General features: G+C 56.1%; 17 protein-coding genes and 4 pseudogenes. 12 read left to right on the top strand and 9 right to left on the bottom strand.

What is annotated here, in order from left to right; all coding sequences use genetic code 11:
- Positions 1 to 61: 61 nt before the first annotated feature.
- A complete protein-coding gene (locus AO240_RS03465) occupies positions 62 to 985 on the top strand; it encodes a DMT family transporter (protein ID WP_099235159.1) in 924 nt (307 codons plus the stop codon).
- A gap of 245 nt (positions 986 to 1230) precedes the next feature.
- Positions 1231 to 2307: a 4-hydroxyphenylpyruvate dioxygenase gene (gene hppD / locus AO240_RS03460; RefSeq protein WP_099235158.1), complete on the top strand. Its 1077-nt coding sequence runs from the start codon at positions 1231 to 1233 to the stop codon at positions 2305 to 2307.
- A 55-nt stretch (positions 2308 to 2362) separates the two neighbouring features.
- Here hppD and rarD read toward each other — a convergent pair whose 3' ends face one another.
- The 3 genes and pseudogenes from rarD to AO240_RS03445 all read right to left on the bottom strand — a co-directional run.
- The gene (gene rarD, locus AO240_RS03455; protein ID WP_099235157.1) at positions 2363 to 3244 is read right to left on the bottom strand and encodes an EamA family transporter RarD; all 882 of its coding nucleotides are present in this window, start codon (positions 3242 to 3244) and stop codon (positions 2363 to 2365) included.
- Positions 3245 to 3385: 141 nt separating this feature from the next.
- On the bottom strand, positions 3386 to 4393 hold the full coding sequence (locus AO240_RS03450; RefSeq protein ID WP_099235156.1) for an aldo/keto reductase: 1008 nt from the start codon (positions 4391 to 4393) through the stop codon (positions 3386 to 3388).
- Between the two features lie 81 nt (positions 4394 to 4474).
- Positions 4475 to 4702 (bottom strand): annotated as a pseudogene (locus tag AO240_RS03445) (LysR substrate-binding domain-containing protein); the annotation flags it as partial.
- A 1-nt stretch (position 4703) separates the two neighbouring features.
- Between AO240_RS03445 and AO240_RS28810 the strand changes: the two are divergent.
- Positions 4704 to 5041, top strand: a pseudogene (locus tag AO240_RS28810) (IS3 family transposase); the annotation flags it as partial.
- Here AO240_RS28810 and AO240_RS03440 read toward each other — a convergent pair.
- A pseudogene (locus tag AO240_RS03440) lies at positions 5027 to 5542 on the bottom strand (IS5 family transposase); the annotation flags it as partial. The pseudogenes AO240_RS28810 and AO240_RS03440 overlap by 15 nt on opposite strands.
- A gap of 229 nt (positions 5543 to 5771) precedes the next feature.
- Between AO240_RS03440 and AO240_RS03435 the strand changes: the two are divergent.
- From AO240_RS03435 to AO240_RS03415, 5 genes are all read left to right on the top strand, one after another.
- Entirely contained in the window at positions 5772 to 5873 is a 102-nt protein-coding gene (locus AO240_RS03435; protein WP_082649064.1) for a pantocin A family RiPP, read from the top strand.
- A gap of 75 nt (positions 5874 to 5948) precedes the next feature.
- The gene (locus AO240_RS03430; protein WP_099235154.1) at positions 5949 to 7073 is read left to right on the top strand and encodes a ThiF family adenylyltransferase; all 1125 of its coding nucleotides are present in this window, start codon (positions 5949 to 5951) and stop codon (positions 7071 to 7073) included.
- Positions 7066 to 7731 (top strand): 2OG-Fe(II) oxygenase family protein, encoded by a 666-nt coding sequence (locus AO240_RS03425; protein WP_099235153.1) that lies wholly within the window; start codon positions 7066 to 7068, stop codon positions 7729 to 7731. Before AO240_RS03430 ends, AO240_RS03425 begins: the two co-directional genes overlap by 8 nt.
- Positions 7732 to 7738: 7 nt before the next feature.
- Positions 7739 to 8650 carry a DMT family transporter gene (locus AO240_RS03420; RefSeq protein WP_158231383.1) on the top strand — a complete coding sequence of 304 codons (912 nt, stop codon included), beginning with the start codon at positions 7739 to 7741 and terminating at the stop codon, positions 8648 to 8650.
- Entirely contained in the window at positions 8647 to 10116 is a 1470-nt protein-coding gene (locus AO240_RS03415; protein ID WP_158231382.1) for a carboxypeptidase M32, read from the top strand. The genes AO240_RS03420 and AO240_RS03415 overlap by 4 nt, the downstream gene beginning before the upstream one ends.
- Before the next feature lie 93 nt (positions 10117 to 10209).
- On the opposite strand, the pseudogene AO240_RS29190 reads toward AO240_RS03415, so the two are convergent.
- Together AO240_RS29190 and AO240_RS03405 are read right to left on the bottom strand one after the other, a co-directional pair.
- Positions 10210 to 10428: pseudogene (locus AO240_RS29190) on the bottom strand (integrase); the annotation flags it as partial.
- A gap of 108 nt (positions 10429 to 10536) precedes the next feature.
- The gene (locus tag AO240_RS03405; protein ID WP_099235150.1) at positions 10537 to 11847 is read right to left on the bottom strand and encodes an MFS transporter; all 1311 of its coding nucleotides are present in this window, start codon (positions 11845 to 11847) and stop codon (positions 10537 to 10539) included.
- 161 nt (positions 11848 to 12008) lie between these two features.
- Here AO240_RS03405 and AO240_RS03400 point away from each other — a divergent pair, with 161 nt between their 5' ends.
- From AO240_RS03400 to AO240_RS03385, 3 genes are all read left to right on the top strand, one after another.
- Positions 12009 to 13115 (top strand): sugar diacid recognition domain-containing protein, encoded by a 1107-nt coding sequence (locus AO240_RS03400; protein ID WP_099235149.1) that lies wholly within the window; start codon positions 12009 to 12011, stop codon positions 13113 to 13115.
- A gap of 91 nt (positions 13116 to 13206) precedes the next feature.
- Entirely contained in the window at positions 13207 to 14343 is a 1137-nt protein-coding gene (locus tag AO240_RS03395) for a glycerate kinase (RefSeq protein ID WP_099235148.1), read from the top strand.
- Between the two features lie 1035 nt (positions 14344 to 15378).
- A complete protein-coding gene (locus AO240_RS03385) occupies positions 15379 to 15891 on the top strand; it encodes a GNAT family N-acetyltransferase (RefSeq protein WP_099235147.1) in 513 nt (170 codons plus the stop codon).
- Here the strand turns inward: AO240_RS03385 and AO240_RS03380 are convergent.
- A complete protein-coding gene (locus tag AO240_RS03380) occupies positions 15888 to 16580 on the bottom strand; it encodes an aspartate/glutamate racemase family protein (protein WP_099235146.1) in 693 nt (230 codons plus the stop codon). The genes AO240_RS03385 and AO240_RS03380 overlap by 4 nt on opposite strands.
- Before the next feature lie 163 nt (positions 16581 to 16743).
- On the opposite strand from AO240_RS03380, the gene AO240_RS03375 reads away from it, so the two are divergent.
- A complete protein-coding gene (locus tag AO240_RS03375; protein ID WP_099235145.1) occupies positions 16744 to 17238 on the top strand; it encodes a hypothetical protein in 495 nt (164 codons plus the stop codon).
- 83 nt (positions 17239 to 17321) lie between these two features.
- On the opposite strand, the gene AO240_RS03370 is transcribed toward AO240_RS03375, so the two are convergent.
- Positions 17322 to 18722, bottom strand: coding sequence for a DUF1254 domain-containing protein (locus AO240_RS03370; protein WP_099235144.1), 1401 nt, complete (start codon positions 18720 to 18722; stop codon positions 17322 to 17324).
- A 302-nt stretch (positions 18723 to 19024) separates the two neighbouring features.
- Positions 19025 to 19390: a response regulator gene (locus tag AO240_RS03365; RefSeq protein ID WP_099235143.1), complete on the bottom strand. Its 366-nt coding sequence runs from the start codon at positions 19388 to 19390 to the stop codon at positions 19025 to 19027.
- Between the last annotated feature and the right edge of the window lie 172 nt (positions 19391 to 19562).

The raw sequence follows: 19562 nt of genomic DNA, 5'->3' as shown, positions 1-19562 counted from the left end.
TTACGATGAGATGTCATTACTTGCAGGATACCCCAATCCTGATCCGCAAAGAGCGCAACTGATGATGCCTTCCGCCGACCGCCTGACCTACCTGAAGCTCGCCGTTGTCAGCATGATTTGGGGCACCACCTTCGTCGCGGGCCGCTACCTGGCCGCTGAGGTTGACCCGCTGCTGGCGGCAACAATGCGCTTTGTACTGGCCAGCGTGGCGCTGCTGATGTTCATGGCTTTTACACGCGTGCGCCTGGTTAGGCCCCGCGCAGGCGAATGTTTGCAATTGGCAATCCTGGGTTTTTTCGGCATCTTTTTTTACAACGTGTGCTTCTTTTATGGCCTGCATTACATCAATGCGTCGCGTGCTTCGCTGATTGTGGCCTTGAACCCGGCGGTCATCGGCCTGGCGTCGTGGCTGCTGTTCAAGGAGCGTCTCGGCGCAGCCAAATGCCTGGGCATTGCCTTGTGCCTCGGCGGCGCGGGGGCGGTGATTGTCAGCCGTAACCCGCAGTTGTTGCAGGGCGCCGACACGGCCTGGGTCGGCGACCTGCTGATTCTCGGCTGCGTGCTGGGGTGGGGCGTCTACTCCGTGTGTTCGCGTGGCCTGAACCACAGCTTGGGGCCATTGCAGACGGTAACCTGGTCGATAATGTTGGGCACGGCGATGCTGACGGCCACCACGCTCGTCACCGGCAAACTCACCGTGAGCGCTGTGAGTGCGCTGCACTGGCCGCAACTGCTGAGCTTGCTCTACCTCGGCGTTGTGGGTTCGGCACTGGCCTATATCGCCTGGTACGACGGCATTCGCCGGATCGGCGCCACCCGTGCTGGCGTATTCATCGCGCTTAACCCGCTGACGGCGGTGGTCTGCGGCGCGTTACTGCTCGGCGAACACCTCAGCCTGCCCATGCTGCTGGGCGGGGCGGTGATTCTGCTCGGCATTTATCTGTGCAACAAACCCCTTGCGCAGCCCAAGCCATTGGGGCTTTGATAAGAGGGCTTACAAACACGGTTACGCTGTGTAGAATCGGTTTACGCATACAAGAATATGACTTGCGCTCACGCAAGCCTCGGCCGTCAGAGACTGATGTAACCATGAAGCTACTCGGCTCCCCCCTTATCTTCGGTGACTTCCTCGCCCGCAGCGTGCGCGGGCTCTCATGTGCACCGCCCTGCGACCTCATCCTTGCTCGCACATAACGATTTGTTACTGACAAGAATGATGAGGTGCCGAAAATGGCCGACCAATACGAAAACCCAATGGGCCTGATGGGCTTTGAATTTATCGAATTCGCATCGCCAACCCCAGGCATTCTGGAGCCGATCTTCGAGATCATGGGCTTCAGCAAAGTTGCCAGCCACCGCTCCAAGAACGTGCACCTGTACCGCCAGGGCGAGATCAACCTGATCCTCAACAACCAGCCCGGCAGCCTCGCGGCCTACTTTGCCGCCGAACACGGCCCGTCGGTGTGTGGCATGGCGTTTCGCGTCAAAGACTCGCAACAGGCCTACAACCGTGCCTTGGAACTCGGCGCCCAGCCGATCCATATCGAAACCGGCCCGATGGAACTCAACCTGCCGGCGATCAAAGGCATCGGCGGCGCGCCGTTGTACCTGATCGACCGTTTCGGTGAAGGCAGCTCGATCTATGACATCGACTTCGTGTTCCTCAAAGGCGTGGAGCGCAACCCGGTCGGTGCGGGCCTCAAGGTTATCGACCACCTGACCCACAACGTGTACCGCGGGCGCATGGCTTACTGGGCCAACTTCTACGAGAAGCTGTTCAACTTCCGTGAAGCGCGTTACTTCGACATCAAGGGCGAGTACACCGGCCTGACCTCCAAGGCCATGAGCGCGCCGGACGGCATGATCCGTATCCCGCTGAACGAAGAATCGTCCAAGGGCGCGGGCCAGATCGAAGAGTTCCTGATGCAGTTCAATGGCGAGGGCATCCAGCACGTAGCGTTCCTCACCGACGACCTGATCAAAACGTGGGACGCGCTGAAAAACATCGGCATGCGCTTCATGACCGCGCCGCCTGCGACTTACTACGAAATGCTCGAAGGCCGCCTGCCGAATCACGCTGAGCCGGTTGACCAACTGCAAGCGCGGGGCATTCTGCTTGACGGTTCTTCGATTGAAGGCGACAGGCGCCTGCTGCTGCAGATCTTCTCGGAAACCCTGATGGGCCCGGTGTTCTTCGAATTCATCCAGCGCAAGGGCGATGACGGCTTCGGCGAGGGTAACTTCAAGGCACTGTTCGAGTCGATCGAGCGTGACCAGGTGCGTCGCGGTGTATTGACCGCCGACTGACCCAAAAAAAGCCCGACCGAGTGTAATCTCGGCCGGGCTTTTTATTGCCTGCGCATCAGGCCCTGCGTTGGCGCATCAGGTGCTTGAAGCCTTCATACACCAGTACCAACACCGCCAGCCAGATCGGGATGTAGGTCAGCCATTGCCCAGGCTGGATGCCTTCGCCCAGCAATAGCGCCACCCCCAGCAGCAACACCGGCTCCACATAGCTCAGCAACCCGAACAGGCTGAAGGGCAACAACCGGCTGGCAACGATGTAGCTCACCAACGCCGAGGCACTGATCACACCCAGCAGCGGAATCAGCGCATACAACTTCGCGTGAGCATCAAATACCGCATAGCCCTGTTCACCGCTCTGCACAAACCACCACGCCACCGGCAGCATCAACGCCATGTCCAGCCACAAGCCGCCCAAGTGATCGGTGGTCAAGTATTTGCGCACCACAAAATAAACCGGGTAACCGATGATCACCACCAGCGTTGCCCAAGAGAATCCGCCAGCCTGGTACAACTCGTTCAATACACCGAGCGCTGCAAAAAATACGGCTATCTGTTGCAAGCGCGACAGGCGCTCGCCGTACACCAGGCGCCCGGTCAGAACCATCGTCAATGGCAACAGAAAGTAGCCCAACGACACCTCCAGGCTGCGCCCATTCAGCGGCGCCCACATGAACAACCACAACTGCGTACCGACCAAGGCTGACGACAACAGCACGCCGCCGATCAACCGCGGCTTGCTCGCCAACAGCCGCAGCAACTCCCACACGCGCCGCCATTCGCCGCTGACCAGCATAAATACGCTCATGCATGGCACGGTGAGCAGCATGCGCCAACCGAAAATTTCCAGACCGCTCAAGGGCGTGAGCAACGAGGTGAAGTAATACATCACGGCAAACAACACCGAGGCCAACACCGATAAAACAACACCTTTAGACACACTGTCCTCGCGAAAACCGATTGATAAAAACAGGGGGGATTTCAGCGAGGGATTATGGTGCTTTTAGCGGAAAAACGTTTGCGCTTTTTGGGCAAATTCTGTGGAGAGCCAGCTCTCCACAGACGCGTGGTTGATCGGTGACTAACGGGCAACGCGCCCCGAGACAAAGTGGCTGACGTCATTAAAGCCCGGTGTGGAGGAATGGCCCGGCGTGACCAGCGAGTCGATAAACGCTTCATCCTCAGCGCTGATGTTCACCTCCAGCGCCCCGGTGTAGGCATCCCACTGCGCCTCGGTACGCGGCCCGACAATCGCCGAGCTCACCGCCGAATTATTCAGCACCCAGGCAATCGCAAACTCGACGATCCCCACGCCACGCCCTTGCGTGTACTGCTGAATCTGCTGGGCGATGCGCAGCGATTCCATGCGCCATTCGGTTTCCAGAATGCGTTTGTCCTGGCGCGCCGCACGGCTGCCGGGCTCGGGTGCGACGTCGGGCGCGTATTTACCGCTGAGTACGCCTCGCGCCAGCGGGCTATACGGCACCACGCCCAAGCCGTAAGCGGCGGCTGCGGTAATTTGCTCGACCTCCGCCTGGCGGTTGACGATGTTATACAGCGGCTGGCTGATGATCGGCTTGTCTACGCCCAAACGTTCGGCCACGCGAATCACTTCGGCGATGCGCCAGCCGCGATAGTTGGACAAGCCCCAGTAGCGAATCTTGCCTTGGCGGATCAGGTCGCCAATCGCCGACACCGTGACTTCCAGCGGCGTGTTGTGGTCTTCACGGTGCAGGTAGTAGATGTCCAGGTAGTCGGTGTCGAGGCGCGCAAGGCTGGCTTCCAGCGCATTGAACAGACGTTTGCGGCTCAGGCCGCTGCGGTTGGGCAAACCGTCGGTAGGGCCAATCGCCACTTTGGACGCCAGCACCCAATCCTCGCGGTGGCGGGCGATGGCCTCGCCGACGATTTCCTCGGAGCGCCCGCCGGTGTACACGTCGGCGGTGTCGATAAAATTGATGCCCTGGTCCCAGGCCTTGTCGATGATGCGCAGCGAGTCTTCAGTGCTGGTCTGTTCGCCAAACATCATGGTGCCCAAGGTCAGCGCGCTGACCTTCAAGCCGGACTGGCCCAATGTGCGGTAAATCATGCAAAGCTCCTTAAGGCAGGCAAACGTGAGTCATGCAATACCAGACTCAAGGGCTCTGGAACAAGCCCTGCGCGCGTTTCTTCATGTGTTCAGAAGGGTCTGGCAACGTTGCTGCAGGAAGCGATGCAGCACTTTTACCCGTTCCGACACTTGCAGGCGGTGAGGGCACATCAGGTTGAACGGCGTGGGCTCGCCTTGCCAATCGGGCAACAGCGGCACCAGCCGTCCGGCCTGAATATCACGGGCGACATCCAGGTTGGCTTTGTAGGCGATACCGTGGCCCGCCAGCGCCCAGCGCCGAACAATTTCGCAACGTAGTTTGATCGGCGAGAAGTGTTTACGCGAGCCGCTGGTACTGCACTCGGACAATGGTTCCCCCATGGAATCGCTGACGCTGTTGAGCAAAATGCATGACCTGGGCACCACGACGTCTCATAGCCAACGGCGGGTGGGCAATGACAACCTGTACCCGGAATCACTGTTTCGGACATGGAAATACTGCCCGCAATGGCCGGCACATGGCTTTGCCAGAATGGACGCCGCGCGAGCCTGGGTAAGGGGCTTCACTGATATAACCAAGAGCATCGGCACAGCCGAATCCGCTTCGTGAACCCGGTCGAATGGTACCGAAGTCGGGATCACAGCCTTGGCTCCTTGCAGTTCAATCTGCTCCCGAATTTTCTCACTGTGATAACCCTTATCAGCAACGAGGGTATTTGCCGCAGGGAGCTTGGAAATCAACGAGGAGGCCTGAGTGCAATCATTGACCTGGCCTCCCGTGATTTCAAACTCGATGGGCAAGCCATAGGCGTCCACCGCCAAGTGAATCTTGCTGGCAGCGCCTGCGCTATGCTGGTGAGCCTTGGTATAGCTGCCATCAATGAAAGCCCACTCCAGGTCGGGCTCCACCACAAGCACTTTGAAGACCTTGAGCCATTTGCCGGCGGCGGACCACGCATTGAAACGTTTATAGACTTTATTCCAGTTTCCGAACGCCTTGGGAAGGTCTCGCCAAGGACATCCCGTGCGCATGCGATACAGCATATTCTCCACGGTCATTCGTAGATAACGCTTGTTGTAGATGGCCTTGTGCAGCAGAGTTTCCCGCAGCTTCGACCAAAGCCCGTCATTGAGCAGTAATCGGGGCATTGCACGCTCGTATCGATGTTAGGTCAGAGCTTCAACGATATGAGCTTGCACCTACAAATCAATCGGTTAGCGCAAAACAGCAACAGGCCCTAGAGGCCATAGAAATAACTTGAAGCAAAATAGAGGCGCGAAGCACCGGCCCGTACTCTATAAATATTAACGCGTTACAAAACGCAGTATTTGAACGTTTTTTTGAATGAAATTAACCTGAAAACCATTGAGGTGAATCATGCAAAACGTACAGTTCGAAGAACTTGAAGAGCGCGTATCGGCCATCTCTGAGGAGAAGGCTATGTATTCTGAAGGCGAAGAGGTCGAGCTGGAAAATTAATTCAGTTACGGTTCTCGGTGAGGGGTTGCTTACTGCAGCCCCTTTCTTTGTGGCAAACATAACTGCGAGCCTAATATGAATACCAACACCAAGCCTCTCATTAAGCGATCACATCACATCATACGGGCTGAGGACGGTGATATTTGCATCGGAGAGATCCCGGGGGTATCTAAGATCATTGTTGCACCGCCAGATTGGGTGAAAGAGGTTCTTGAGAAATTGGATGGCACCCGCACAGTACCGCGTATTGCCAAAGAATTAGGGCACCAGGGTGTTGAGGTGACAGAGGATGATCTCACTGGTTTTATTGCAACGCTTCATGAGATGAATTTGCTGGAGGATAATGCGTATTTTTCCAGTGCATTGACCAGTGAAGAAGTCGAGCGATACGATCGGCAAATGCTGCAATTCTCGCTCATGGATAAGGGGCATGTGCATTCTCAAGTTTATCAGGAGCGCCTAAAGTCCAGCACTGTCGTTATGTTCGGCATGGGAGGCTGGGGAACTTGGTGCTCTCTGTTGCTCGCACTGGCCGGTATTGGAAAGCTGCGCTTGGTTGACGGCGATGATGTCGAATTATCCAACATAAATCGACAAGTGCTTTACACAACTTCAGATGTTGGAAAAGAAAAAGTTATAGCGGCCAAAGAAAGAATTTACGAGTATAACCCTAATGTAAAAGTAGAAACATTCTGTGAGTTTGCTGCCCCAGATCCAAAGCAAATTAGCAAGCTGTTAGAGGGTGTGGATTTCATCGTGCTTGCATGGGCAAGCTTGGGTTATTACCGAAAGCACACACCGGAGGAAATGATCCACACCCTGGCTAAGGAGCGTGGAATTCCGGTAATGGAACTAGGAGGAGATCCGCTTGAAATATCCATTGGGCCATTATTCCTAAATGATGGGTCGCACAAATCTTTCGAAGATGTAAAGCAATCTGCGCGACAAACGTATTACAGTAAAAAAGCCAATATTGAGAAATTCCAGCGGGCTCGGCTGAAACACGATTTTTTGGATGGAGATCGGACTGTTAATGCCTGGCAAAGTGCGCCCTCTTTGTCGGCAATGGCTGGGTTGGCATGTGATCAAATCGTTAAGTGCATTACTGGCTACGATCGACCAGCGGTAGTAGGAAAGAGGATTTATCTATCAATGCAAACTCTAAATAAACGAGAAGAGATCGTTTTCGAACATGAATAAAGCATCAAGGTCTTTTAGAGAATACGGTTATTGTTCAATCGATCTGTCTTCATGTTTCCCGGATCTTGTGCGCGGGTGTAAAAACGCTTGCGATGGTATCGAGGAACAAGATTGGACCTACATCATCCGCAATTCTACTGAAGAAGTTGATCTGCCGTACAGTGTGTCCCCCTTACGCTTAAAGCACGTTAAAGCCGACGCACTTAAAGTTTACCACGAAGGAGGTTTTGCTTTTAGTTTTCGGCGATTGACAGCGTTAGAGGGTGTGCCGATTCATCCAGCTATGAAACTCTTCGACGATTATCTTATGAGAGAAGACTTCCTGAGCTTTTTGTCGACGCTCTCGGGGCGATCAATCGGAGCGATGGAAGTTCGCTACATTAATCGTTTTGATCAAGGTGATTTCTTAACAACTCATTGTGATCCAGGCTCAAATCTCGGAATAGCATTAAACCTCACGTCGCAGTGGAACCTGAATTTCGGCGGGTTAACTTTTATTTTGAACGAAACACGATCCTCAGTTCATGACACATTAACGCCTTCTTATGGTCGGCTATTTGTATTCGATACTTCGCAGCGAAAAGTCCCGCATTTTGTATCGATGGTAACGGCGTCTCCCGCTCAAAACCGGATCGCCCTCATTGCTCGTTATGGTTAATTTGATAATGTCGCCATTTCAAAAAAGTTTGCTTCTTATAGCAGTCATGGCCCTAATTTGGGGCGCTGGCTTGCCGGTGTCCAAAATAGGTGTTCAGACTCTGGGCGCTTGGCCATTCCGATTAGCATGCGCTTTTATCAGTGTTCTTTTCCTCTACGCAATATTTTGGAAGCCCGTGAATGATCTCAGCATAACTTTAGACGCTATGCTTTATCTAAAGCTCTTCATTATCGCAGTTCCAAATGTTTTCCTTGTCCCAATTTTAAACAATATAGCATTGGAGCGCCTAAGTATTTCCGACTCAACTTCTCTAATCTATACAATGCCTTGCTTTACCTCTTTTTTTGTGATGATACTCAATCGGAAATTCAATAGTTTCTCTATTGCTTCGCTGACGTTCTGCTCAATAGGAGTCTGGTTGATTATCGGAAGCTTTCAATTTTCTTCAAGCCACTTAATCATCCTGTCAAGCGCCGTCTCTTGGTCGATCGGCTCCATAATCGCACAGAGATTAGAGACTGATATAGATTTCCGGGTGAAAGTATTTTGGCAGGTAACCTTCGGCTGCTTTTGCGTCTTCTTGGTGTCTCCGCTATTTTTAGATTGGCCCACCGAAATTATGGAGTTTTCTGGAAACTTGTCATTGTCTGCTGCTGCGTCGATTTTATTTATGGGGGTTTTTGGCGGTGCGGTCGTTTTTTATATCTGGTTCTATCTAATCAAGCTTCAAAGTGCCGAATACGCTAGCTACGCGACTTTATTTTCACCTATCATTTCTGTTGTATTAGCCATGACCTACTTTGGCGAAAAACCTTCAGCTAGTACAATTATTGGTTTTGTTTTCATTCTTATAAGTGCATTAATCGTGAACATCTTGCGGCCTGCATGGGTTTCACGGACCCATCGGGAGACAACATGACTAATTCTGATGAAGTCATTGGACGAATCAACCAGCACTTTGAGAAAGATTACCAGTTACGCCATGCGGTGAGGCTAGCCGAGTGGGATCAATCACTTCATGTGAAAGCTGCGTCACTAGCTGCGCGCACTCAGTCGGTGGCAACCCTAAACGCTTTACGTCGAGATAATCTGGTCGAGTTGATGGAGTCGTGCGATTTGCCTGCCGCACTTCGATGTGCGGCAACACGCGACCAGTCGTGCCTTAGGGAGGTAGATCGGTACCTGCGCTGTCATCTTACGGTACCCGCTGAACTGCAGGACCGCAAGACCCGAGCAACGTCCAGAGCTGAGAGTCTCTGGGCGGATTGTAGATCGAGGAATGATTGGGAGAGTTATGCTCCAGCTTTATCAGCTGTTGTTGAGGTCATCCGATTAGAAGCCCAGCATCGCGCAGAGGCTACCGGCTTGGAGCTTTACGACAGTTTGCTGGATATTCATGAGCCTGGCCTTCGCATAGCTCAACTAAAGCCTGCTTTTGAGGAGTTGAAGGTATGGGCAATTGATATTCTCGCCAACTCTAAACCAGCTTCGACAGTAGCCGCTCAGCGCCGACTTCTTACGATCGATGACAAGGAAAAGCTTTTCTTAAATATTTCATGTGTTTTTGGGTTTGACCTCACAAGAGGTCGGATAGATTTTGGAGAGCATCCGTTTTGTGCCGGCGTGCCTGAGGATACACGGCTCATACTAAAAAAAGACTCTTCGATTCTTGATGGGCTGCTTGAGGTCATCCATGAAACGGGGCATGCATGTTATGAACAGAACCTGCCGACCTCCCCCCGTGGGCACCCGATCAACCTGCCTCGCTCAGTAGGCGTGCATGAGTCTCAGAGCCTTTTTTTCGAAAATATGATCGGCCGGCATCCCGCATTTTTGAATTACTTATCGAGAACTTTATCGGACAAGCACCAATTTCCGATTTCAGCTGATGAACTTAACTTCTACTACAACCAAACTCGCCTTGGACTTATAAGAATTGAGGCGGATGAGATATCTTATATTCTCCATATAATTTTACGCTTTGAGCTAGAACTAAAACTAATAAACGGCGAAATTGAAGTGTCTGATCTTCCAGAATGTTGGAACATATTAAGTGTTGATTATTTGGGGCTATCTCCGGGCAACGATTTTCGGCTTGGTTGCATGCAAGATATTCATTGGTCTCTCGGTCTTTTTGGGTATTTTCCTTGTTATGTCTTAGGCCAAGTCTACGCTGCACATCTGTTTCACCAGTTCACCGCCACTCACCAAGACTATTCAAGCGATTTCTGCAGTGGCAACATACGTCCTGCGTTTGACTGGTTAAAGGAACATATCTGGAGCCGTGGTAGCTGTGACGAGGTACTTAGCGTCTTTATGAGTAGTGAAAAAGCATTAGACACAAAGTTTTTAAGGCGTCTTTTAGAAAACCGTTACAAGACATAGGGGCGACACCGTATTGAAAGGTCCGGTGTTGTACTCAGTTTCTGCGGCCACCGAGTATACAAAATGATAGCGGCGCATGGCGCCTAAAAATCAACCTTTTGAATTGGGCGCGATCGGTAGGCCAAGCCTCCTGAGCGTGGTTCCACGCCCCGACGCCAGAGCCCATTCACCGACGTTCATTCGATCAACCGCTGCAATATACGCGGCGCAGGTCGACAGGCTCCAATCAACAGGGGAGCTAACCCCAGGTTGCTCACGCGCGAGCCAGATGCCAGTTCTCAAGATAAAACTGTAGTTGCTTTCCCGAGTGCGCAAGATAACTTCGACGTAAAGCTCTGGGGCGCTTTAGAAGGTGACGCGGAGCGCCACGGGATGCATTCCCACGCAGAGCGTGGGAACGATCAGCGCGCTATCAGCGTGTCAGGCTTTAAGGGTGCGCGTCATGCGCAGCGCGAGCGCGCTGCCGGCGACGATAACGGCGGCCAGCAAGTACAACGCAATGTCCGTCGAGCCGGTGGCATCTTTCACAAACCCGACGATATACGGGCTGAGAAAACCCGCCATCTGGCCCATCGAGTTAATCAACGCCAAACCACCCGCCGCCGCGCCGGCACTCAGCATCGCGGTCGGCACCGGCCAAAACATCGGCAGGCCGGTAAGGGCGCCCATGGTGGCGATGGTCAGGCCAAGTATTGCAATCGCCGGCGTGGTCGCAAAGTTCACCGCGATCACCAGACCGACAGCGCCCATCAACATCGGCACCACCAAATGCCAGCGCCGTTCTTTGCGCAAATCAGCCGAGCGCCCGACCAGCAACATAAACACCGCCGCCAGCAGATAAGGAATCGCGCTGAGCCAGCCAATCACCAGGTTATCGCTGAACCCGAGGTTCTTGATGATCGACGGCAGCCAAAAGTTGATCGCGTACACACCACTCTGGATACAGAAGTAAATCAGGCCGAACGCCCAGATTGCCGGGTTCTTGAACACCTCGGCCAGCGAGTCGGTGGTGGTTTTGGGTTTGTTCGCCAAATCCGTCGCCTGGTCAGCCTCCAGCACCGCGCGCTCGTGGGGTTTGAGCCACTTGGCGTGAGCAAAGCTGTCGCTGAGCAGGAAGTAGGCAAGGGCGCCGAGGATCACAGTCGGAATGCCTTGCAGCAAAAACATCCATTGCCAGCCCGCCAAACCACCTTGGCCAGCCGCGAAATGGGTGAGAATCCAGCCGGAAAACGGGCTGCCGAGCAAACCGGACACCGGGATCGCCGACATGAACAACGCCATGATCCGCCCACGGCGAAAGGTCGGGAACCATTGCGAAAGGTACAGCACCACGCCAGGGAAGAAGCCGGCTTCAGCCGCACCGGTGAACAAACGCAGGGTGTAGAAGTGCGTTGGCGTGGTGACGAACAGCAGGCAGGTCGACAGCGTGCCCCACACGATCATCATCAACGCGATCCAGCGCCGCGGGCCGAATTTAGTCAGTGCCAAGTTGCTCGGCACGCCGCACAGCACATAGCCGATAAAGAAGATCCCGGCACCGAGGCCGTACACCGTTTCACTGAATTTCAACGCGTCAAGCATCTGCAACTTGGCGAAGCCAACGTTCACCCGGTCGAGGTAGTTGAACAGGTAGCAGATGAAAATGAAGGGGATCAGGCGCAGGGTTACGCGCTTGTAGATGGCGTTTTTATCGTCATCGGTGGCCAGTGGGGCAGCGGCGCTCTGTGACATGGCATTCTCTCTTTATTATGATTTTTCGCGACGCGAGGGTAACGTTGATCGCCTAACGAGTCTCGGCCACCCGGCGGGCTGCTGTCTTTGTGCTTGCGCACAGTCAAGCAGGCTTTGCGCTGTGCCTATGACCAACCACGCCTTTCAAGGAAGTTAGCCCCATGTTCGAGCTGGATCATGACCTGGCGCAGGATATTGTCGATCGCACCATGGCCATCCTGCCCTATAACGTCAACGTCATGGACAGTCAGGGGCTGATTCTCGGCAGTGGCGAGCCAGAGCGCATCAACACCCGCCATGAAGGCGCGCAATTGGTGCTGGCCAACGGGCGCGTGGTGGAGATTGACGGGCAAACCGCCAAGCACCTTAAAGGTGTGCAACCGGGCATCAACCTGCCGCTGATGCACGATCAACGCTTGATCGGCGTGCTCGGCATTACCGGCGAACCCGAGCTGTTGCGCACTTACGCTGAGCTGGTGCGCATGACCGCCGAAATGCTCGTCAGCCATCGCCATCAGCAAGCCGAACAGCAATGGCGGCGCCAGCGTTGCGATGACCTGCTGGCCTTGCTGCTGGCGGAAACCGGCGATTCGCCGCGCTTGGTCGATGAGGCCCAGCAACTCGGGCTTAAACCGCAAATGCCACGTACGCCGTATCTGTTTGAACTGGGCGTGGGCCAGTCGGCAGAGGCGTTAAGCGCGTGGCTGACCAGCCGTTACCCGGACAGTTGGTGTGTCAGCTCCGCGCAATTCTCGCTGTTGTGGTGCCGGCCCGCTGCGGTAGCGGTGGACAACCCCAAACTGCTGGAAAAACTCCAGGGGCTGGGCTGGAATATCTTGCGCGTGGCGGTTGGTGGGCAGGCCGACGGTCTGGCAGGCTTACGCCGCTGTTATCGGCGTGTCGGCGACTTGCTGGCCTACGGGCGCGATGTGTTGCCCCACTCACGCCTGCTCACGCTCACTCGCTACCGCTTGCCCGTAATGCTTTGGCGTCATCGCAACGACGATGCCCTGGATGAATTGCTCAGCCCCTTGCGCAAGGTGTTGGCCAAGGACAGCAATGGGCAATTGCAAGCGACGCTGCGCAGTTGGTGCGAACACGACGGCCAAAGCCAAGCGTGTGCGGATGCGTTGGGCATCCACCGCAACAGCCTGCGCTACCGCATGGAAAGGATTGCCGAGCTGAGTGGCGTCGACCCGTTAACCCTCGACGGCATGCTCGCGCTGTACCTTGGCGTGCAGTTGCTGCCGCAGGGTTTGTCGGAATGAACAACAAACCTTGCTGGCACTTGTGCATTGGACCGGCGTTATTGGCGCAACCAACTGGCAGCATGGGCGTTATAAAAACCGGAGAAAGCCCATGAAAATCATCATCGCCCCTGACTCGTTCAAGGACAGCCTGAGCGCCGAAGGCGTCGCCCAGGCTATCGCCGAAGGGTTGGCGCAGGTGTGGCCGGATGCACAATTGATCGAGTGCCCGATGGCGGACGGCGGTGAGGGTACGGTGGAATCGGTGCTCGCCGCCTGCCAGGGCGAATGGCGGAGCCACAGGGTTCAAGGCCCATTGGGCGGCACGCTGGAGGCGCGCTGGGGCTGGCTGCCCGAGAGCCATACGGCGATCATTGAGATGGCCGAGGCCAGTGGCTTGCAACGAGTCGCGCCGGATAAGCGCGACGCCTGCTCCAGCAGCACCTATGGCACTGGCGAATTGATTCGCGCGGCCCTCGATATTGGCGCTCAACGCATCATCCTGGCGATTGGCGGCAGTGCGACCAACGACGCCGGCGCTGGGGCAATGCAGGCGCTTGGGGTGCAACTGTTAGATGCCGACGAACAGATTCTGGCACCCGGCGGCCTCGCGCTGGCCGGCTTGGCGCGCATCAGCCTTGAACACATGGACCCACGCCTGGCCCACGTGCGCTTTGAAATCGCCGCCGACGTGAACAATCCGCTGTGCGGCCCGCACGGTGCATCGGCGATTTTCGGCCCGCAAAAAGGCGCTAATCCGCAACAAGTTCAGCAACTCGACGCCGCCCTCGGCCACTTCGCCGATCACTGCGCTGAAGTGCTGTCCAAAGAGGTACGCGATGAGCCAGGCAGTGGCGCCGCAGGCGGGTTGGGGTTTGCTGCCAAGGCATTTCTTGGCGCGCAGTTTCGCGCCGGTGTGGAGGTGGTTGCCGAACTGGTTGGGCTGGATCAGGCCATACGCGGTGCAGACCTGGTGATCACCGGTGAAGGGCGTTTCGACGCGCAAACGCTGCGCGGCAAGACGCCGTTCGGGGTGGCGTGCATTGCGCAACGCCACGCTGTACCGGTGATTGTGATTGCAGGCACCTTGGGCGATGGCTACGAACAGATGTACGCGCACGGTGTGCATGCCGCTTTCGCCTTGCCCTCTGGCCCGATGAGCCTGCAGCAGGCATGCACTGAAGCGCCGCGCTTGCTGCGTGAGCGCGCTGCGGATATTGCGCGACTGTGGCGGACCGCAGCGTCCTGAGTTGTGGAGTGGTGATCGTCCCCACGCTCAGCGTGGGAATGCCGCCTTGGACGCTCTGCGTCCCGCTTAGAAGGTGTGGCTGAGTGGTTAGATCAAGAGCGCTTTTTTGGTAGGCCCCATTGCATCTTTGATGTAGCGCTGTTGCGCGGGGAACGGGCTTGGGGGTGTTCTTCAGGTTGGGTATATATCCGGTATTTGGGTTATGGCTTGTATGGGTTTCGCTCTTACAGCGAGTCACTTTTGAAAGGCCCGGAAGCCGGCCCAGCCAAAAGTAACCAAAAGGTCCTCGCCCCACCACTCGGTGCCTCGCTTAGGCTCGGCATGCCCGCACACAGGCTTGAATCCGTGGGCCGCCGCGATGGGCCATCCTTGGCCCAGCGCGGCTAACCCGGCGTCCTGCCGGGTTACCCACGGATTCAAGCCTGCGTGCGGCCATCGTGGTTTAACGGGGCGCTTCTAAGATCAAAAGCAAGAGCACGGCGGCCTGAAAGCCGACCTGAGTGGTTGAAGCAGATCAAAAGCAGTTTTGCATACACGGCAGATCTGTTTTTTTTGCTTTTTGTGGGAGGGGGCTTGCTCCCGATAGCAGTTTTACAGTTGATACATGAGTTGACTGACCCACCGCCATCGGGAGCAAGCCCCCTCCCACAGTTTGACCACATTCTGCTTGGGGGATAGATGATCGTTCCCACGCTCTGCGTGGTAATGCCGCTCCGGACGCTCTGCGTCCCGCTTTTTCAGCAATGGAATCTCCCACATTTGACCGCATTCAGCGTGGGAGATTGGGCCGCCTTCCGGGCCTTTCAAAAGTGACCCGCTGTAAGAGCGGAACCGATATAAGCCACAAACCAAATACCGGATATGCACTCAAAACCCAAGGCACAACCCTAAGCCCGACGGCGCAATCCCGCTCCCACAGTCGAGTGCATTCGGTTTGCAAGATTGTGTCGGCTGAATGACCGTTCCCACCCTAGCCATCGCGCGCGTGCGCTGCCTAAACTGACGGGCCACGTGTCTTTCAAAGGACGAAGCACAATGCCCACACCTGAACCCACTATCGTGATCCAGCGCTTCACCGAGGCGCACCTTGAGGGCGTCACTGCGCTCTACAACGAACCGGCCGTGTGCCGTCAGGTGCTGCAAATGCCTTTTCAGTCAGTCGAAGCCTGGCGTAAACGCTTGGTCATGGACAACGAACGCAGACTACAACTGGTCGCCTTGCAAGCGGGTGAAGTGATCGGCCAACTTGGCTTGGAACAGTACCTGCGCGTGCGCCAGAGCCATGTCGGTTCGTTCGGCATGGGCGTGGCCACGGCCTGGCAGGGCAAAGGCGTGGGCTCGCGCTTATTGACCGCCGCGCTGGACGTGGCCGATAACTGGATGAACCTGCACCGCGTGGAACTCACCGTTTACGCCGACAACGAGGCGGCGCATAACCTCTACCGCAAGTTCGGCTTCGAAGTCGAAGGCCGGCTGCGCGATTACGCGCTGCGTGACGGGGTATTTGTCGACACCTTGAGCATGGCGCGCCTGCGCAGTTCGGCTTAAGCCTGCAAAGCAAACGCCACCGCAGCCTGCGCATGCAGCTCGGTGGTGTCCAGCAGCGGCAAGTCGCTGTGCTGCGGCTTGATCAGCAGGCCGATTTCCGTACAACCGAGGATGATCGCCTGGGCGCCACGCGCGGCCAGCGACGCGATCACGCGTTGGTACACCTGGCGCGATGCGTCGCTGATCACGCCGACACACAATTCCTCATAAATAATCCGGTGTACGGCCTGGCGCTCATCTGCGTCCGGCACCAGCACGGTTAAACCCTGGGCCGCCAGGCGCGACTTTAGAAAGTCCTGCTCCATGGTGAACGCCGTGCCGAGCAAGCCGACCGTCAGTGTGCCGCGCGCTACCGCAGCAGCACCGGCTGCATCGGCGATGTGCAAAAACGCAATCGACACCGCCGCTTCAATACGCGGCGCCACCAAGTGCATGGTGTTGGTACACAGGACCACGCAGTCGGCGCCGCCGGCCTCCAGGCGACGTGCGGCATCTTCGAGAATCAGCGCGGCGTCATCCCAGCGGCCAGCATGCTGGGCTTGTTCGACGGGGCCAAAATCGACGCTGTACATCAACAGTTGCGCCGAACGCAGTGGGCCCAGTTGGTCGCGTACACGCTGGTTGATAAGGCGGTAGTACTCGGCGCTGGACTCCCAGCTCATGCCGCCGATAAGGCCGATGGTACGCATGCGATGCTCCTGAAAAGGCATGGAGGCTCACCTTACCCAGTGGCGGCAGATTAGTCATACGCAGTTACCTGCAAAATCACCCGTGCAGTTTTAAGCCGCACGGTCAGCCGCCGCATCTGCCATGATCAGCGCTCGCAACCTGGCTCACCCGAGGAGATCCGCAATGGACGATGTACAACAACTGGGCGAGATGCTTCGTCATTACGCTGACAGCGAAGCGCATAAAAAACAGCAATTCGATGTGCAGTCGGCGCGCTGGGCGCAGAAGCTCGGCGAGTTGTTCGGGCAGATTGAGCAATGGCTGGAACCGGTGAAAACCGTGGGTTTACTGGATGTCCATCGTGAGGCGTACGTCGCCAACGGCCCAAGCCTGCCGGTCGAGGCATCGACCTTCAAGACCGAAAAACTGACCGTAAACATCACCGGCAAAACCGTGGAGTTTGTGCCGGATGTGATGGGCGCGGGCGGTTCGATCTCCGTTTCGGTGATGGGCCTGACGGCCGCGCGCCACGGTAGCGTGTCGCTGGTACTGCCGGCGGATAAAAACGACTGGCTGTGGAAGAAGACCAACGGCCTCAAAGACCCGGACACCTTCGCTTTCGATGCGAACTTCCTGGCGTCGCAATTGCAAAGCCTGATCCCTCGCGAACGCGGCTAACCGGGTCGTAAACCGACGGCAGTAGTGCGGGCTGCGAAGCGCGTCAAGTGCCCGACCAAAAGCGCGTGGCCGGGCACGTAGTGTTACTTGAGCGGCGTCAACGGCGGCAACGTCCATTGGCCGTTAACCACCTCAGGCTTGGGCAGGTAAATCCGCAGTACTGCATAAAATGGGCGGGGCGGGGCGGGCAACCAATTGCTCTGTTCAGCTTTGGGCGGCTCGTGGTGCTGCAACGCCAGGGTCAAGCCGCCGTCCGCGTCCAGTTTTAGGCTGGGCAGCATCTGTGAGTTGATCGAGTAGCGTTTTTTCAGGTTCGGCACCAGCAGCTTGGTCTTGGCGTCGTACATGGTCAGCGACCAGAATGCATCGGTCGGCGGCAGTTGGCCCTTGGCAAAGTGCAGGGTGTAGCTGTGACGTGCACCGTTGGCGGGTTTGCCTTCGCTGTCGACAACATAGCGCAGGTAAACGGCTTCATCGCCCGAGTTACCGAAAGTACCCATATCGGCACCGGCATAGCGGTACAGATAGTTGTTGTTCAGGTGGTCGCGACTGCCGAACAGATCACGGGTGGGTACTTGATGCGTATCGAGCTTGTCTTTCTTGAACGCCGCAAATTCAGCGCGGGCATCGGAGATGCCATCCTCCAGGGCTTTGCGTTGTTCGGCGGTCAGTTGTTTGACTTTGAATGGCGCGCCGGGCGCAATGCCGATTTTGGCAAAGCGCGCCAGCAGGTCTTTCTCGCTGTCCTGAGGGGCAGCGAACGCCAGCATGAAGTTCAAGTAGCGAAACAACTGCGGGCCTTCGGTCATCGTGGCCATCGGCTTGGGCCATTCGATCTTCGGCACCGGTGGCGGCGCGGCTTGTTTTACATAGCTGCTCAGCGGCTGCACTTTGTAGCCGCTCTGAATCTGCTTGACCTTGCTCAAGTCTTTATCGTCAAACAACTGCGTGCGGTACAGCGCGTAGGCAATATTGCTTTCGCTGTAAACCACGCGATCGATGTCGACCGGCTGCTGACCTTTCCAGTCCGGCCCGGCGATCATGTAGTGGCCGCCATTGTTGCCGGTACTGCGCGTGCCCAGGTAGGCGAAGTTCTGCCTGTAGAGGTCGATCAACTGTACCGAGTAATAACGGTTGTCTTCGATCTTGGGCAAGGTCAGTACCAGCGGCTCTTTACGCAAGTCCATCCATACGAAAGAGTAGGGCGTGTCCGGGTTCGGGTTGACGAGCGCGGTGTCCTTGGGGGTGACAACCTGGGCGGTGTTGCCGATGTGGTTGAACGGCGCCTTGAAGTTGGCACCGCCCTTATCGACGGCCTGGGTGTAGAGCGTCTTGTACATCTCCACCACCGGGTAGCCATACAAGTAGGCTTCCCTGGCTATGGCCCGGGCTTCGCTGGGCGTTGCGGTAAAATCGGCCCAGGCGCCGGTACTCATGAGTATCGAGAGGCTCGCCAACAGCAGGCGCGTCGGTTTTCTGATCATGTTGTTGCGTCTCTTAAGAAACTGGAGTGATGTTGTCGAATTTCCAGCGGTTATAGACGTAGGCCGCGGTCGGCGCATACCGTCGCAAATAGCTGAACCCGTAGTTGCCGGGCAGAGTTTGCACTCAGTTGCGCAGGAAGTCTTTTAGCGCGTGCGCTCTCACGTAAAGATCGTTCGATCGTTCACGGTTTTTGCTCAATGGCGCGCGTAAAAATGCTCAGGGAAGGGCGTGGCGGAGAGGTGAGTAAGTGTCGCGGCAAGCAAACGGCCGCCCTTGTCGGGCGGCCTCGCACGCTCGCGAGTTATGCGGCGGGCAGCATCGACTTAACTTTGTCGCGCAGTTGGTCAATGGAGAACGGCTTGGCAATCACCTGCATGCCGGCGGGCACGTCGATGTTGTCGGCATAACCGCTGGCAAACAGGATTGGCAGAGCAGGGCGCAATTCACGCACTTTGCCTGCCAACTGCTTGCCGTCCATATCGGGCAAGCCGACATCGGTCATCATCAGGTCGATAACCTGCTCGGTGTTTTCGACCACCTTCAACGCTTCTTCAGCGTCCGCAGCTTCAACTACCGCGAACTCCAGTTCTTCGAGTACATCGACGATCAGCATGCGCACAATGGCGTCGTCTTCGACTACAAGGATGGTGGAGGGGTTAGCGGACATAATCAAAACTCTCGGAATAATGGAGGGACGGGTCTTTAGCGCATGAAAGACCATTCTCTAATGAGTGGCGTCCATCTCGGCAAGTTCCGTTGGCGTCGATATTGTGAAGGGGTTGGGCGCAAATGTCGCGTGGCAGGCGACGGTTTTAAGGCCGGTGAATATTCCAGTGAAC

The sequence above is a fragment of the Pseudomonas sp. ICMP 460 genome (assembly GCF_002723595.1).
Classification (GTDB): Bacteria; Pseudomonadota; Gammaproteobacteria; order Pseudomonadales; family Pseudomonadaceae; genus Aquipseudomonas; species Aquipseudomonas kitaguniensis.
The sequence above is the reverse complement of the archived record's forward strand: the minus strand, read 5'-3'. Positions and strand labels throughout refer to the sequence as shown.